General features: G+C 71.3%; 11 protein-coding genes. All 11 read right to left on the bottom strand.

Annotated features, from left to right (window positions below):
• Nucleotides 1-18 precede the first annotated feature (18 nt).
• Nucleotides 19-1,389: a type VII secretion-associated serine protease mycosin gene (gene mycP / locus ACFYQ6_RS05640; protein ID WP_388760781.1), complete on the bottom strand. Its 1,371-nt coding sequence runs from the start codon at nt 1,387-1,389 to the stop codon at nt 19-21.
• A 27-nt stretch (nt 1,390-1,416) separates the two neighbouring features.
• On the bottom strand, nt 1,417-2,835 hold the full coding sequence (locus ACFYQ6_RS05645) for a WXG100 family type VII secretion target (RefSeq protein WP_388760784.1): 1,419 nt from the start codon (nt 2,833-2,835) through the stop codon (nt 1,417-1,419).
• Nucleotides 2,836-2,924: 89 nt separating this feature from the next.
• Complete coding sequence (locus ACFYQ6_RS05650) at nt 2,925-3,437, bottom strand: hypothetical protein (protein ID WP_361572139.1); 513 nt, start codon at nt 3,435-3,437, stop codon at nt 2,925-2,927.
• Nucleotides 3,438-3,540: 103 nt separating this feature from the next.
• Nucleotides 3,541-5,874 carry a xanthine dehydrogenase family protein molybdopterin-binding subunit gene (locus ACFYQ6_RS05655; RefSeq protein WP_388760787.1) on the bottom strand — a complete coding sequence of 778 codons (2,334 nt, stop codon included), beginning with the start codon at nt 5,872-5,874 and terminating at the stop codon, nt 3,541-3,543.
• Nucleotides 5,875-5,956: 82 nt separating this feature from the next.
• Nucleotides 5,957-7,618: a 2Fe-2S iron-sulfur cluster-binding protein gene (locus ACFYQ6_RS05660; RefSeq protein ID WP_388760790.1), complete on the bottom strand. Its 1,662-nt coding sequence runs from the start codon at nt 7,616-7,618 to the stop codon at nt 5,957-5,959.
• Complete coding sequence (locus tag ACFYQ6_RS05665) at nt 7,615-8,511, bottom strand: FAD binding domain-containing protein (RefSeq protein WP_356734549.1); 897 nt, start codon at nt 8,509-8,511, stop codon at nt 7,615-7,617. The genes ACFYQ6_RS05660 and ACFYQ6_RS05665 overlap by 4 nt, the downstream gene beginning before the upstream one ends.
• Before the next feature lie 249 nt (nt 8,512-8,760).
• The gene (locus ACFYQ6_RS05670; protein WP_388760793.1) at nt 8,761-10,401 is read right to left on the bottom strand and encodes a beta-N-acetylhexosaminidase; all 1,641 of its coding nucleotides are present in this window, start codon (nt 10,399-10,401) and stop codon (nt 8,761-8,763) included.
• 1 nt (nt 10,402) lies between these two features.
• Nucleotides 10,403-11,251 (bottom strand): carbohydrate ABC transporter permease, encoded by an 849-nt coding sequence (locus tag ACFYQ6_RS05675; RefSeq protein WP_361572154.1) that lies wholly within the window; start codon nt 11,249-11,251, stop codon nt 10,403-10,405.
• On the bottom strand, nt 11,248-12,219 hold the full coding sequence (locus ACFYQ6_RS05680) for a carbohydrate ABC transporter permease (protein WP_388760796.1): 972 nt from the start codon (nt 12,217-12,219) through the stop codon (nt 11,248-11,250). Before ACFYQ6_RS05680 ends, ACFYQ6_RS05675 begins: the two co-directional genes overlap by 4 nt.
• Before the next feature lie 2 nt (nt 12,220-12,221).
• Nucleotides 12,222-13,526: an extracellular solute-binding protein gene (locus ACFYQ6_RS05685; protein WP_361572159.1), complete on the bottom strand. Its 1,305-nt coding sequence runs from the start codon at nt 13,524-13,526 to the stop codon at nt 12,222-12,224.
• Between the two features lie 372 nt (nt 13,527-13,898).
• Entirely contained in the window at nt 13,899-14,198 is a 300-nt protein-coding gene (locus tag ACFYQ6_RS05690) for a DUF3039 domain-containing protein (protein WP_361572161.1), read from the bottom strand.
• Between the last annotated feature and the right edge of the window lie 26 nt (nt 14,199-14,224).

Genomic DNA, 14,224 nt, shown 5'->3' on the forward strand with positions numbered 1-14,224 from the left:
GGCCCAGGGACGCCTCGCTCAGGCGCCGGGGCCCTGCGCCGGAGGGCCGCCGTAGGGGCCGCCGGAGCCGGGCGGCGGGCCGTACGAGGGGTAGGGCGGCTGGGCGGCCGCCTGCCCCTGGGCCTGCGGGTACGCGTACGGGGCGGCCACCGGGGCTGCGGGGGCCGTGCTGCGGCGGCGTGAGCGGATGACCAGGGCGGCCACCACACCGACGAGGACTGCCGCGCCGATGCCCAGCCCGACCAGGAGTCCGGTGTTCCCGCCCTCGCCCTCGGCCGCCGGCGCCGCTGCTGCCGGCTCGTCGCTCGCCTCCGCGCCACCGGCCGCCTTGGACGGTTCGGCGGAGGGGGCGGGCGAGGCCGCTGCGGCAAGGTCCGGAAGCGGGTACTCGTCGGCGGGGCCGGGGTCGCCGGGTGTCTTCAGGGCGATACGCGGCCGGACGATGCCGTATCCGATGTCATCCGCCCGCTCCTCCCCGGTCGTCGGCCCCCCGGCCGTGTTCAGCAGGACCCGCAGGACCTGGTTGTTGGTCCAGTCGGGGTACTTGGACCAGATGAGGGCGGCGGAGGCGGAGGCGAGGGCGGTGGCATCACTGGAGCCGCTGGTCTTACACAGAGCGGTCTTCCCTCCGCAAGCATGGACCATGTCCACGCCAGGGGCAGTGAGATCGACCTGCGGTCCGAACTGCGATGACTCCGCCCTCTGAAGGTTCTTGCCAATCGCTCCTACGCCGACAACTCCCGGGGTTCCGGCTGGATATTCGACCGCATTACCATCGCTGCCAGTATTGCCGACCGCCGCGAAGACCAAGGCCCCCTTCTTGAGGGCGTACTCGACAGCCCCCGAAAGTGCCTCCGAGCCATCGCTGTTACCTTGCGAGATGCTGATGACCTTGGCACCGGCGTCTACCGCGAACCGAATACCAACGGAAACGTCGTCGTTGAAATTCTTGCTACCTGTGGCGCCGTTCACCTTTCCCGTATCGTCTCGCAGCCTGATCGGGAGAATTTTTGCCTCGGGGGCCAGACCGAATGCGCCGTCTCCTCCACCGGACTCCCCTGTTCCTGCGATCAGGCCTGCCATGCCCGTACCGTGACCGTCGTAGTCATCGCGTTCATCACCAGGAGACTCGGGGGCCAGATCCTTCCCGGCAAGCACCTGTCCCTGGAGATCGGGATTCGAAGCGTCCACACCCGTATCGATGACCGCGACCGTGACATCGCGCCCGGTGCTGGTCTCCCACATCTGCTCGGCCTTCATTGCGTCCAGATGCCACTGATCGGAGCGCACCGAGTCCGCAAAGGCGGGAACCGGCCCTGCCATCAGCAGTCCCAGGGCGGTGGAAGCCACGATTCCACGACGAGCGACCTTCGCACTGCTGATGCTCATTGGTTTCCCTTGCCGATTTCCTGTTGGTCAGTCGATGACTGGCGGGACGATGCGACGCCTACCTTGCTGCCAGGTCTCCTCGTCCTCCACCAGGTAGTCCGGCCGCTCCCCCTCGTCACGACGCGCTTCGCCCGAGCGCTGCGGCGCAGCGCCACGGCCCACCGGTCCAGCGCCCCGAGCTCCCTCGGAGGACCCGGAACTGCGTACCAAGCCGGTACCGCCGGGAGTGAAGGGGCGGCCCCCCGACCTGCCAGGCTGCTGTGGGCGGCCGCCCACCATGCCCCCGGTCTCGCCCGACAGGCGGCGCCCGCCGACGATCCCGCTCTGATTGCCGCCTCCAGCTCCGCCGAGCCCCGCGCCGCCGTGTCCCATCCCCCCACGACCAGCATGCGTACCCTCGGCGCCGACGACCGTCCCGCGAGGTAGCCCACCTGGCGGTCGGCCGGCAGTCTGCGCCACGGGGCGTCCGCCGGTGATACCACCATCACGGGGCATTCGGCCGGCGGTGCCCGCAGTGAGCCCGCTCTGGCCCGGGAGCGTCGGGGGACGCACCCCCGTGCCGGTGAACTTGCCGGCGGGCCCAGGCACTCCCTTCGAGCCGCCCCCGAGCACCGGTGGCATCGAGGGCGAGATGAGGGAGGGACCCGCATCTACCCTCCCCGTGACCGGCGGAGCTGGTGGCGCGCCCGCGGGTACGGACGGAGACGGCGGAAGGGTCGCGACGCTGTCGATGCTCATGTCCACCGGTGCCGACTGAGCCGGTGCGCGGAGTACCGGGGTGTCCTGCACGCGCGTCGCGTCGGGGCCGCCCGTCACCGGCACTGTCGATGCGTACGCGGTTGCGCCGGAGCCGACTCCCCCTGAGGCGGCGCCGTCCCGCACGTAGTCCTGCCCGGCAGAGTCTCGATCACTGACTCGCTCCGGAACGATCGCCCCCGGCGGCGGCGGGAACACCGGCTTCTCCAGGCCGTCCATCTGCGAGGCCGAGAACGAGTACGACTGCGCCAGCCTCCGCATCTGCGCCGCCGCCTCCTGGCGGTTCGACTCCTTCGCGGCGAGCAGCGTCTCCAGGGACTTCTTCTGCACCGCCGACGCGTCCGGGTCGTTCCGCGCGGCCTGCGCCGCCTTCAGGTTCGCCTCGGCGCTCGCGTCCGTGCGGGGGATGGCGACCTGTGCCGAGGCCAGGGCGTCCGAGGCCTGGGCGAGCCACTTCGACGCGCCCTCGCTGTAGTCGCCCAGGCGCAGCGTCGCGTTGGCCAGGTCCGCGCTCCAGGTGCGGAACGCGTCGGCGCCCTCGCCCTTCCACTCGACCATCTGCGGGCGGACCTTGAGGTCCTCCGCGATCTTGCGGATCTCCGTGGCCGCGCTCACGAGACGGTCCGACGCACCCTGGATCGCCCCGCTGTTGGCCTTGTCCAGCCACGCCAGCATGGTCTCGTGGGACATGCTGTCGAAGGGTGTCCCCTGTCCTGCTTCCTTGTGGTCCATCCCAGCCCCCGTCTATCCCCGCGCCGTGCCAGTGATCGTGCTCGTCATCAGATCGCCCCGGTGCTCGGCTCGGGCGCCGGCGTCGCCGGAGGCGTGTCGCCGCTCTGCCTGGCCGGCTGCGTCGGGTCGTACTCGCCGCCGTAGTGCTTCTTCGCCTCGTCCGAGATCGCGAGCATGCGCCGCCGGATGTCGAGGTCGAGGTTCTCGTAGCCGTTGTGCGACGCGAGAACCGCGATGCTCATGCCCTCGATGGAGTCCGACAGCAGCTTGGAGAGCGACTCCAGCTCCGTGATCACCGTCTGGTAGGACGTGAACAGGCTGGCCGCTTCCGCCCATTGGTTCTCGCCGCCGCCGAACTGGGTGCGGACCACCGGGTCTTCGCCGAGCTTGTCGGGGCCGGCCGGGGACGTCTTGAGGTCTTCCAGTATCTCGTCGATACGGTTGCGGAACTTGGTGAACGACGTCAGTTCGGTGGCCAGTTCGACGGCGGCGCCCGCCGTGGCGACTCCCAGGAACGGCACCGCTCCCAACGCCGCTCCGACCCCATCACTCGGCAGCACAGCACCCTCCCCGTATCCGGCTGGCCACTACTTCAGGGATCACTGTAGTCAGCACCGGTGACACCCCGCATCCCCGGGTTGCAGGTGCAACGTGAATCACACGTCATGCCTTCGGTACGGCCACGGCGGCCTGCGGACGGATCGGGAGGCGGTTGACCGGGCGGCCCGTCGCGGCGCGGACCGCTGAGGCCACCGCGGCGGGCGAGGTCACCACCGGTACCGCGGAAGCGGCCTTGGCCCCGAAGGGGGCGACGACGTCGCGTTCCTCGATCAGTTTGACGATGCGAATGTCCGGAGCGTCCAAGGACGTCGGAAGTGCGTAGCCCGTGAGGTCCGGGTGGCGGATGACCCCTCGGGCCGTGCGGAGGTTCTCCGTGAGGGCCGCGCCGATCCCCTGGGTGACGCCCGCCTCGATGCGTGTGGCGAGCTGTGACGGATTCAGGATCCGGCCGACGTCCTGGGCTACGGCCATCTCGACCACCCGGACCGAGCCGAGCTCGATGTCGACGTCGACCACGGCGCGGACGGCGCAGAACGCGAGGCCGACGAAGGCGTCGCCCTGGCCGGAGTCGTCCAGCGGCTCGGTGGGGTGCGGGCGGCACTGGGCGGTGGCCCAGAGTTCCTTGCCGTCCATCGCCTCGGTGACCGTCGTGGACAGCACGCCGTCGTAGGAGGTGATCTTGCCGTCGGCGATCTGGAGAAGCTCCGTGGACATGCCGAACTTGTGGGCCAGCGGCTGGAGCAGCTGGGTGCGGACCATCTTGGCCGCGCGTTCGACCGCGCCGCCCGAGACCCAGGTGTGGCGGCCGTGCGTCGCCGGGCCCGCGGGGGGCTGGTCGGTGTCCACCGCCGCCACGTGCACCTCTTCGACGCCCAGGGTCTCCTGGACGATCTGGCGGGCGAGGGTGGTGAAGCCCTGGCCGGTCTCGACGGCCGCGCAGATGACGGTGGCCACCCCGTCGTGGACCCGGACCGTGGCCGTGGAGACCTCGTCCGTGCCTTCCGCCCCGAGCATGTGGACCATGCCGAGCGCGTAGCCGACTCCCCGGCGTACGGCGCCGGGCTCACCGGCGCCCTCCATGCCTCCCGGGAGCAGCCAGTCGTCCTCGGGGGCGTCCTTGGGGAGCGCCGGCAGGGGGAACTCACGGATCTCGCGCAGGAGTTCGGCGACCGGGGCCGGGCAGGTCACGGTCTGGCTGGTGGGCAGGATGTCGCCGGTGGAGAGGGCGTTGCGCAGGCGGAGTTCGACCGGGTCGATGCCCAGCTTCGCGGCCAGCTTGTCCATCTGGCCCTCGTAGGCCGCGCAGACCTGCATCGCGCCCTCGCCGCGCACATGGCCGGACGGCGGGTTGTTCGTACGGACCGCCCAGCCCTCGATGAAGGCGTGGGGGACGACGTACGGGCCGCAGGCGAAGGCCACGGCCGCGGCCAGCGATTCGGACGAGGAGTCGGCGTACGCGCCCGCGTCGAGGAGGATCTGGGCCTCGACCTTGACCAGCCTGCCCTCGGCGTCCGCGTGGTGGCGGTAGCGCAGCAGGGTGGGGTGGCGGTGGGCGTGGCCGAGGAAGGACTCCTCGCGGGTGGCGGCCAGTTTGACCGGGCAGCCGGTGCGCAGGGCGAGCAGGCCGAGCGGGATCTGGAAGCCGGGGTCCTCACGGTCGCCGGTGGCCCCGGGGACGCCCGTCACGACGACCTTCACGCGCTCGGCGTCCAGGCCGAAGCAGGCGGCGGCCAGGTCGCGGTCGGTGTGCGGGTCGGTGGACGCCGTGTAGAGCTCGACGCCCCCGTCGGGGCGCGGCACGGCGAGGCCGGCCTCGGCGCCGATCGGTGCGGGGTCCTGGCGGCCGATGCGGTACAGGCCCTCGACGATGACCTCGCCCACGGTGTCCGGGTCGCCGTAGCGCAGCGGGATGTGGCGGATGAGGTTGCCGTCGGGGTGCAGGGGTTCGGCGGCGAAGGCCTTCTCCGGGTCGGTGACCGGTTCGAGGACCTCGTACTCGACGGTGATCGCCGCGGCGGCCAGCCGGGCGGTGTCGGGGTGGTCGGCCGCGACGGCGGCGATCGCCTCGCCGTGGTGGCGCACGAGGTCGGAGGCGAACACGGGGCGGTCGACGACCCGGCGGCCGTACGCGCCGTCGCCGGGGATGTCCTCGTGCGTGACGACCGCGCGCACGCCCGGCATCCCGACCGCGCCGGAGGTGTCGATCGACAGGATGCGCGCGTGCGGGTGCGGGGAACGCAGCAGCGCGGCCCACAGCAGTCCCTCGGCCCACAGGTCGGCCGCGTACGGGAACGTGCCCTCGGTCTTGGCGCGGGCGTCGGCGGGCGGCAGCGACGCACCCAGTCCGAGCGCGGGCACCTCCTGGGCCGGCTCGGTGCCCTCGGGCTGCGGGGTGGTGCGGGGGGTGCTGGTCGCGGTGGCTGCGTCGCTGGTCACGCCGCCTCCTTGTCGTTCGCTCCGCTGCGGCGGCGGTGGTCGGCGGTGGGGGTGACCGGTCGTGCGGGGGACGGTGCGGTGTTCACCGGACGTCTCCCTCGGGTGCCTGGACGCCGCCCGTTCCGGGGGCGGCCTGGTGCGGGATGCGCGGTTCCGCGTCCTCCGGTGCGGTGGCCGCCGCCTCCGCGGTCGCCTCCCGGCCGGCGACGACCTCGCGTACGGCGTCGAGCACGCCCCGGTAGCCGGAGCAGCGGCAGAGGTTGCCGCACAGGGCCTGGCGCGTCTCCAGCTCGCTGGGGGCGTGGTTGCCCTCCAGGAGGTCGTGGACGGTCATGGCCATCCCCGGGATGCAGAAGCCGCACTGGACGGCTCCGCACTCGGCCAGCGCTCGCTGGACGTCGGAGGGTTCGCCGTTCACGGCGAGGCCTTCGACCGTACGGACCTCGCTGCCCGCGGTGGTGGCCGCGGGCACCAGGCAGGACGCCACGAGGCGGCCGTCGACCTGGACGTTGCAGGCACCGCACTCGCCCTGGGAGCAGCCGTCCTTGGCCCCGGCGAGACCGAGGCGTTCCCGGAGCACGTACAGGAGCGACTCGCCGATCCAGGCGTCGCTGACCGGACGGTCCACGCCGTTCACATGGAGGACGTACGAGGTGGAGGGGTGCTCACTGGCCGTGTCCTGGGACAGCGCGGGAGCGGGGTCGGCGGAGAGCGGGAGGCCCGCTTCCGCGGCGGGCTCGTCAGCGGTCTCCGGGGCGGGCCCGGCATCCGCGGCGGGTTCCGCGGTCCCGGCCGCAGGCTCCTGGACGGGCTCCGCCGGCTCGGTGTCCGTCTCGGCGGCCCTCCCGGGCTCGGCTGCGCCCTCCTGGGCCTCTGGGGCCCCTGCGGTCTCCGCAGCGGCTTCCGGGACGTCCGTGTGAGCCGCCGGGGCTTGCGCGAAGGGCTCCGTGGGCCGGGCCTCCGTCGCCTGTGCCTCCGGAGCCGGCGTGAAGGCCTCCTGGGCCCCGGCCAGGGGCTCCTCGGCCGCGCTCCCGGACTCGTGCGATACGGACGGCTCGTGCACCGGCCCCGACTCGTGCGGCACCGACGGCTCGTGCACCGGCCCGGGCGTGGGTTCCTGCGTCGCCCAGGGGGCGGGCGCACCGCCGGGGAGGGTGGCTGGGGCCGACTCCGCGTACCAGGGCGCGGCGAGCGCCGAGGCGGCGAACTCGCCGGACTCCTCCGGGATGTCGCCGTCCGCCACCGGGATCGTCCACTGGCCGGTGTGCCCGGCGGGCTCCGGCACCGGTTCGGGCTCGGGCTCGGCCGGGGGGAGGCTCTCGGTGAAGTTCCACTGGGCCGTCGTGGACGACGTCAGGCCGTACTGCGACGTGTCCGGGTAGGGCTGCTGGTACGGCTCCGGCTGCTGGTTCGGGTCGGGCCAGTGGACCGCGTCCGGGGCGGGCTCCGTGCTCGTGGAGTGGCCGGCCGCCCGCTCCTGCTGGCTCTGGGTCTGAAGGACCCAGCTGCCGGTCGCCGAGGGGTCGAGACCGGCGGCAGGGGTGAGCGGCAGGATCATCGGCGGTACGTATCCGTGGCCCGGCGCGGCCAGCGGGTCGTTGCCGAGGTTGGCGAGGTCCTCCGGGGCCAGGTGGACGAAGGCGGTCGCCTCCGCGTCGTACTCACCGCCCTGGGGGGTCGGCTGCCAGCCCGCGTACGGATCGGGCTGCCCGTGCTGCTGCTCGGGGTTCTCTTCATTGCTCACGACAGTGCCCTCCCCAGTGCGCGTCGGGCGAGCGCGGCGACGGTGCGCCGCAGGTGCAGAACGGCCGGCGACAGCGGGGGTGCCTCTCCCCCGCCCTCCGGTGGTGCGTGGTCGGGGATGCAGGCGGCCGCGACGTACTCGCCGAAGGCGGCCAGCGCGTCGGGGGCCACACCGCGTTCGCCGTCCCAGTCGATCAGGGAGGCGATCCAGCGCTCGGCCTCCAGGGGCCGCAGCGGCATGGGGGCGATCGCGCCCACCGCGCAGCGCACCCCGCGCCGGGCCGGGTCCAGGACGATCGCGACGGAGGCAGTGGCGCGGCCCGGGCCGGTGCGGCCGGTCGCCTTGAGGAAGACCTGGGGTGCGTGCAGCAGCGGTACCCGGACGAAGCCGATCAGCTCGGCGGGTTCGAGCATCTCGCGGCCTGCCAGCAGGTGGGAGACGGGGATCTCGCGGCGGGAGCCCCCGGCGCCCGCGATGACGAGCTCCGCCTCCAGTGCGGCCAGGACGGGCAGCGCGTCGCCGGTCGGGGCGGCGGACGCGATGTTCCCGCCGAGCGTGCCGGCGTTACGGATCTGGGGCGGTCCGGCAGCGCGCGCCGACGCGGCGAGGGCGGGGATGAGGGCGGCGAAGTCCGGCCGCCCCATGCGCGCGTGGGTGAGCCCGGCTCCGAGCAGGGCGTGGCCGTCCTGGTAGTGCCAGCCGCGCAGCTCACTGATCCGGCTGAGGCCGACCAGTCCCGAGGGGCGAAGGAGGCCCTTGTTGACGGCCGCCATGAGGTCTGTGCCGCCGGCCACGGGGACGGCGGCGGGCATGGCGCCGAGAGCCGCCACGGCCTCGTCGAGCGAGGCCGGCAGCGTTACCGACCGCATCGCCTGCGGTGCGTGCGTGGTCAACCCAGCTGCCCCTTCCCGGTGTCCCGGCAGTCCCGCCTGTCCGCCGTACGGTACGTGCTCACGGCCGGGACGTGGCAACTCTGGCACATCTTCCGGGCTGTCCGACGCGAGGGTCCGCGAAGGGTGTTTCCGTCCCCGACCAGGGGAAAAGTCAGCTTTGGCACAGCTTCCACCTGGCGTACGAATTGCCACTCTTCAGCGAGTTCGTACGACTTATTCCGTTCCCCTGGTCCGGGTGCGGGACGGTGGTCACACGGTCGGAGGCGGTCCCTCGATCGGACGACCCAGGACGCCGGGCCGGCGTTGCCACGGACGCGGCCCCGTGGGCGGGCGGTAGTCCACGCCCAGGGCGTCGAGGCGGGCGTAGTGCGTCTGCATCCGGCGTTCGAAGCCGGCGAAGTCCCGCTCCCCGGAGGCCGGGAGGCGGGACCAGGCGACCTCCGCGAAGGCGGCGAGCCTCGGGAAGACCTGGTAGTCGACGCGGGCCCTGTTCTGCATGACCTCGGTCCAGACGTTGGCCTGGGTGCCCATGACGTGACCGGCCGCCTCGTCGGAGAGGCCGGGGGGCACGGGCTCGAAGCGGTAGACGTCCTCCAGGGTGCGGACGTACCCGATGGGCATGGGCTCGTCGGGGCCGCCGTCCTGACGGTAGTCCAGGTACACCTGTTGCAGGGGGCACATCACGACGTCGTGCCCGGCCTCGGCGGCCGCGATCCCGCCCGCGTATCCCCGCCACGAGGTCACGGCCGCGCCCTCGGCGAGGCCGCCCTCAAGGATCTCGTCCCAGCCGATGAGCCGTCGGCCGCGGTCCGTGAACCACCGGTCGAAGTGGCGGATGAACCAGGACTGGAGTTCGTCCTCGTCCGCCAGGCCGAGTTCCGTGATGCGGGCCTGCGCGGTGGGCGACTGCTTCCACTGGTCCTTGGGGCATTCGTCGCCCCCGATGTGGATGAACGGCGAGGTGCCGGCCGGGAAGAGGTCGAGCAGTTCCTCGAAGACGTCTTCGAAGAAGCGCAGGGTGGTGTCGGTGGGGGCGAGTACGTTCGGATTGACGCCCCAGGTGTCCCACACGGTGAGAGCGGAGGTGTCGACGACATCGGTGTTGCCCAGTTCCGGATACGCGCTGATGGCTGCCTGCGAGTGCCCCGGGATGTCGATTTCCGGGACGACCCGGATATGCCGCTCGGCGGCGTAGGCGACGATTTCGCGGATGTCGTCCTGCGTGTAGTAGCCGCCGTGCGGGGTCTCGTCCCACAACTCGGAGTCGCGGTGGCCGAATTTGGTGCGCGCGCGCCATGCGCCGACCTCGGTGAGCCGGGGATGACGCTTGATCTCGACGCGCCAGCCCTGGTCGTCCGTGAGGTGGAAGTGGAAGACGTTCAGTTTGTGGGCGGCCAGCAGGTCGAGCATGCGCAGCACGTCGTCCTTGGGCATGAAGTGCCGTGCCACGTCGAGCATCATCCCCCGCCAGCCGAAGCGCGGCGCGTCCTCGATATCCGTGGCGGGGATGCCGGGTGTTCCGGTGTTGCCGGCGGGCGCGCGGCGGAAGGCCTCGGGGCCGAGGAGCTGACGGAGGGTCTGCGCCCCCCAGAAGACGCCGGCGGCGCTCCCGCCGGTGATCCGCACGCCCCAGGCGGGCACCACGCCGAGCTGGTAACCCTCGGGCTCCAGCGCGGGGTCGATGCGCAGCGCGACGGTGTTGGCCGCCGTCTCGGCGCCCTCGGTGCCGGGCGCGAAGGGCAGGCCGAAGGCGGCTCCGAGGGTGGTGCGCAGCCAGCGCTCCGTGCCTTCCGTGCCGGGGCCCGCCGTGATCGTGGTTGCGGCGTCCGGGAGGAATCCGCAACGGCCGCCGTCGCCGGTGCGCAGGGGTGCGGGAATCAGGTCGTGCATGTCAGTCCTTCACCGCTCCGCCGAGTCCGGAGACCAGGCGCCGCTGTACGAGGACGAAGAAGACCAGCACGGGAATGGTCATCACCGTCGAGGCCGCCATGATCCCTCCCCAGTCGTTCTCGTCGGGCTTGAAGAAGACCAGCAACGCCATGGGCAGCGTCGACTGGGAGGTGTCGCTGATGATGAACGATTTCGCGAACAGGAAGTCGTTCCAGGTCGAGATGAAGGAGAAGACGCTCGTCGCCACGAGGCCGGGGAAGACGAGCGGGAAGAGGATCTGCCAGAGGAAGCGGGTACGGCTGGCACCGTCGATGTAGGCGGCCTCCTCCAGGGCGTCGGGGACGGCCTTGACGAAACCGCGCAGCATCCAGATCGCGAAAGGCAGCGAGAAGGCGAGATGGGGCAGGATCAGCGATCCCAGGGTGTTCAGCTGACCGAAGTCCCGCATCAGGAAGAACAGCGGGATGGTCAGTGCTTCGACCGGCACCATCTGTGCCACGAGAAACATGATGAGCAGGGTCGTGCGGAACTTGAAGCGGAATCTGGTGACGGCCGTCGCGGCGAGGAAGGCGATCAGCGCGGAGGCGATGACGACCGTGCCGGCGACGAGCAGGCTGTTGAGGAAGTAACGGCCGAATTCCTGCTGTTCGAAAACCCTGCGGAACGAGTCGAGGGACGGGGCGAGGGTCCAGGGGCGTGCCTCGGTGGACTGGATCTCGCCCGCCGGCTTGAAGGCGGAGAGCACCATCCAGTACAGCGGGAAGGCGACCGCCGCGGCGATCAGGAGGGCGGCTGCCTCCGCCGCCAGCCTGCCCGGCCGGCGGACGCGCAGAAGCGTACGTGCGCTCACAGTTCCTCCCCCTGGCGCCGTACGAGGCGCAGATAGACCAGCGTCACGGCCAGCAGGATCACCAGCATCACGACGCCGATCGCCGAGCCGAGGCTGTACTGCGAGGACGCGAACGCCTTTTGGTAGGCGTACACGTTGAGCACCAGGTTCTGGCCCGCGATGCCGCCGCCGTTGGTCATGACGTAGATCTGGGTGAAGACCTTGAAGTCCCAGATGACCGACTGGATGGTGACGACGACCAGGATCGGCCGCAGCATCGGGGCCATGACCGAACGCCAGATCCGCCACTGGGACGCACCGTCCAGGGAGGCCGCCTCCAGCACCTCGGCGGGGATCGCCCGGATGCCCGCGTACACCGTCACCATCACGAACGGGAAGGAGCACCAGAGCACTTCCAGGAGCACGAGGGCGAAGGCGCTCCAGCGGCCGTAGGTCCAGGAGAAGTCGCCGAGGCCGAGCACCTTGTTGACCGGTCCGAAGTCCGGGTCGAAGAGGAAGACCCAGACGGTCGAGCCGGTGATCGCAGGGGTCGCCCAGGCGCCCAGCGCGGCCATCATGAGCGCCAGCCGGGGCACGGCGCGGATCCGGGTCAGCAGGACGGCGAGGGCGCAGCCGACGAAGAGGGTGGCGAGCACGCAGGCCGCGGCGAAGAGCACGGTCGCGAGGAGCACCTGCCAGAACTGGCTGTCGCCGAAGAGGGTGGCGTAGTTGCCGAAGCCCTGGAAGGTGGTCGGTTCGCCGCCGCTGACCTGGGCCTGGGTGTACTCCAGGAAGGAGATCAGGCCCAGCTGGTAGATCGGGTAGACGAGGAGTCCGCCGAGCAGGACGAGCGCGGGCAGCAGGTAGAGCCAGGGGGTCCAGCCGGAGCGCCGCGCGGGGGATGCCGGGCGGCGCCGGGGCGCGCGGGCCGTGGGCCCGCCCGCCCCGGGCTGCCCGGGTGCCTTGTGCAGGGTGGTGTTCGCGGTCATCGTCAGCCCGCTTCGGCGAACGCCGCGTCCATCTTCTCGGCCGCGGCGTCGGAGGCGGCCGAGACGTCCTTACGGCCGCTGACGATCTCCTGGAACATGGTCGGCAGGACCAGGGAGGCGTCGATCTGGCCCCAGGCCGGGGAGGCGGGGACGAACTTCGCGCCCGCCCCGAGCGTCTCGACGAAGGGGCCGACGAAGGGCTCCTTCTCCGCGGCGGTCTTCAGCACGTCCGTGTAGGTGGGCAGGAAGCCCATCGCGTCGAACATCTTCGCCTGGGTCTTCTTGCCGGTGAGCGACTTCATCAGGTCGACCGCGAGGGTGCGGTGCGAACTGCTCTTGAGGACGCCGATGTTGTTGCCGCCGGCGAAGGCGGGGGCGATCGAGCCCTCCTTCACGCCGGGCAGCGGTACGACGGCGTACTTCCCCTTCACGGCGCCCGCCTCGACGGCCGCGTGGCTGAAGTCGCCGCCGATCGCCATGGCCGCCTTTCCGGACGCGAAGGCGGTGACGGTCGCGTTGCCGCCCATGGCCGCGCACTTGGAGGCCGGGCAGTTGTCGTCGCCGAAGAGGGAGGTGTAGGCCTCGATGCCCTTGCGGGCCTTCGCGCTGTTGATGGCGGACCGGTAGGTGACGCCGGTGTCCTCGGCCAGTTCGCCGCCCTGCGCCCAGATGAAGGGCATGGCGCCGTAGGTGTAGGCGCCGCCTACAGCGAGGCCGTAGAGGTCCGGCTCCTTCTGGTGGATCTTCCTGGCGGTGGAGATCAGCTCGTCCTGGGACTTCGGGGGCTCGATGCCGAGGTCCTCGAAGACGTCGGTGCGGTAGTAGAGCGCCCGGACGCCGACGAAGAGCGGCGCCCCGTAGACCTTGCCGCCGACCGTCACGGACTGCTTGGCGGTGGGGTCGGTGTCCTTGGCCTCGTCCCAGGCCGCGAACTCCTCGCTGACGTCGGCGAGTCCGCCGTCCTTCACGTAGCCGGCGGTGTCGGTGTTGCCGTACTCGATGAGGTCGGGCGCGCTCTTCGGGTCGTTGAAGGCGGCCTTGATGCGCTGGGCGCGGGTGTCGACCGGTATGTACTCGATCTCCACCTCGGCGCCCTTGTGGGACTTCTCGAAGTCGGCGACCGCGGCGTCGACGACCTTCTCCTTGGGCTTGTTGCCGACCTCCTGGAAGAGCCAGACGCGGAGGGTGCCGGACTTCTCGTCCCCCTTGGCGCTGGTGTCGGAGGTCTGCGGCGCGCAGGCGGTGGCGGTGAGCCCCGCCAGCACAAGAGCCGCGGCCGGGGCGGCAATTCGGGCAGAAAGCTTCATCCGGAACCCCTACCGGTCAATCGTTGCAGCATGCGCAACGGGCATTTCGTTCTGCACAACTGGCAGGAGACTAAGGGTGTGTCCGCACGCCGACAAGTGGTCTCAACCACTCTGTGACCACGCGGTGCAGCCCGTGCAACGCGCACCGGTCCCGAGGCTGTCGCGTCCTCCGCGGGCGCGGACCACTCGGAGGGCCCGCGGCGGAGGCGAGTCCGGGGGCGAGTCCGGGGGTGAGTCCGGGGGCGAAAGGATCAGGGCATACGAAGGCCCCCGGAGCCGCGCGTCGCCGCGCGGCCCCGGGGGCCTGATGAGTCCGGGTGGAGCTGGATGAGGGTGGAGGAAGGGGTGGTGGAAAAAGAGGAGGCCGGCGGGCTACTTCTTGCCGCTGTCCTTGCCGTCCTTGCCCTTGCCCTTGTCGCCACCGGCGCCCATGGACTCGTAGATCTCCTTGCACATGGGACAGACCGGGTACTTCTTGGGGTCGCGCCCCGGGACCCAGACCTTGCCGCAGAGTGCGACCACGGGAGTGCCCTCCAGGGCGCTCGCCATGATCTTGTCCTTCTGGACGTAATGGGCGTAGCGCTCGTGGTCACCGTCGCCGTTCGACACCTGCGGCGTCGGCTCTACGAGGGTCCCCGTACCTGCCCCGCGCTCGGGCTCAAGAGTGCTCATAACTGCCAAGCGTACTGAAAGCTCCG

The sequence above is a fragment of the Streptomyces sp. NPDC005494 genome (assembly GCF_042872025.1).
Classification (GTDB): domain Bacteria; phylum Actinomycetota; class Actinomycetes; order Streptomycetales; family Streptomycetaceae; genus Streptomyces.

Bases quoted from the DNA above. Each gene is read 5' to 3' on its own strand.
- ACFYQ6_RS05670 (WP_388760793.1), bottom strand. From the start codon at position 10,401: ATGCACGACCTGATTCCCGCACCCCTGCGCACCGGCGACGGCGGCCGT.
- ACFYQ6_RS05680 (WP_388760796.1), bottom strand. From the start codon at position 12,219: ATGACCGCGAACACCACCCTGCACAAGGCACCCGGGCAGCCCGGGGCG.
- ACFYQ6_RS05690 (WP_361572161.1), bottom strand. From the start codon at position 14,198: ATGAGCACTCTTGAGCCCGAGCGCGGGGCAGGTACGGGGACCCTCGTA.
- ACFYQ6_RS05685 (WP_361572159.1), bottom strand. From the start codon at position 13,526: ATGAAGCTTTCTGCCCGAATTGCCGCCCCGGCCGCGGCTCTTGTGCTG.
- mycP (WP_388760781.1), bottom strand. From the start codon at position 1,389: ATGAGCATCAGCAGTGCGAAGGTCGCTCGTCGTGGAATCGTGGCTTCC.
- ACFYQ6_RS05645 (WP_388760784.1), bottom strand. From the start codon at position 2,835: ATGTCCCACGAGACCATGCTGGCGTGGCTGGACAAGGCCAACAGCGGG.